Raw genomic sequence first — 1,068 nt, 5'->3', positions numbered from 1 at the left:
CATCCGCGGTTTGGGCCGTGGGCGGGGTTGGGGTTGCAGGTGGTTGTGGTGGTGGTGTTGGTGGTGCGGCGGGTGTGGCCGTTGTTTGTGTTGGGTGTGGCGACGGTGTCTGCGGTGTTGATGTCGTTGTCGGTGTGGTTGGTGCCGGGGTTGTTGGTGACGTCGGTGGATGGGTCGGGGGTGTGGGTGCCGTTGGCTGCGCCGTTCGCGGCGTATTCGGCGGTGGTGTATTCGTCGCGGCCGCGGGGTGCGTGGGTGTTGACGGGTGTGTTGACGGTGGTGGCGACGCGGTTGTGGGAGTTGTCGTTCGCGGTGGCGGCGTCGGGGGTGTTGTTGACGGCGGTGCCGGCGTTGTTGGGGATGTATGTGGCGGCGCGGCGGGGGTTGATTGTGGCGTTGACGGAGCGGGCTGAGCGGGCGGAGCGGGAGCAGTTTTTGTTGGCGGAGCGGGCGCGGGCGGAGGAGCGGGTGCGTCTTGCGGGGGAGATGCATGATGTGGTGACGCATCGGGTGTCGTTGATGGTGTTGCAGGCGGGGGCGTTGCGGGTGGTGTCTTCGGATGAGCGGGTGCGGGCGGAGGCGGAGGGTTTGCGGGCTGCGGGGTGTCAGGCGTTGGAGGAGCTCCGGGATTTGGTGGGGGTGTTGAGGTCTCCGGAGAGTGCGGTGGGGTTGGTGGGTGGTGTGGGTGATGATGGTGGTGTGGGGGTGGGTGATTGGGGTTTGTCGGTGTTGGTGGAGGAGTCGCGGGCGGTGGGTGTTGAGGTGGTGTTGAGTGAGTCGGGGGATCGTTCGGTGTCGTCTCCGGTGGTGGCGCGGACGGCGTATCGGATTGTGCAGGAGGCGTTGACGAATGTGCGGAAGCACGCTCCGGGGAGTGGGGTGCGGGTGGAGGTGCGGTATGAGGCGGATCGGGTGCGGTTGAGGGTGCGGAATTCGGCTCCGACGGCGGCGGTGGATCGGGAGTTGGCGTCGTCTGGTTCGGGGAGTGGGTTGAAGGGGTTGCGGCAGCGGGTGGAGTTGGTGGGAGGCACGTTCGAGTCCGGCCCCCGCCCCGACGGCGGCTTCCAC

At 67.5% G+C, this 1,068-nt stretch carries 1 protein-coding gene; it reads left to right on the top strand.

Features of this window, described 5'->3' with window-relative positions; all coding sequences use genetic code 11:
* Positions 1 to 48: 48 nt before the first annotated feature.
* On the top strand, positions 49 to 1,068 hold a 1,020-nt coding region (locus tag ACZ6AA_RS40855), incomplete at its 3' end, for a sensor histidine kinase (RefSeq protein WP_468462851.1).

The sequence above is a fragment of the Streptomyces sp. NPDC040610 genome, from assembly GCF_055594065.1.
Note: the sequence above shows the minus strand (reverse complement) of the source record. Positions and strands in the feature narration are given on the sequence as shown.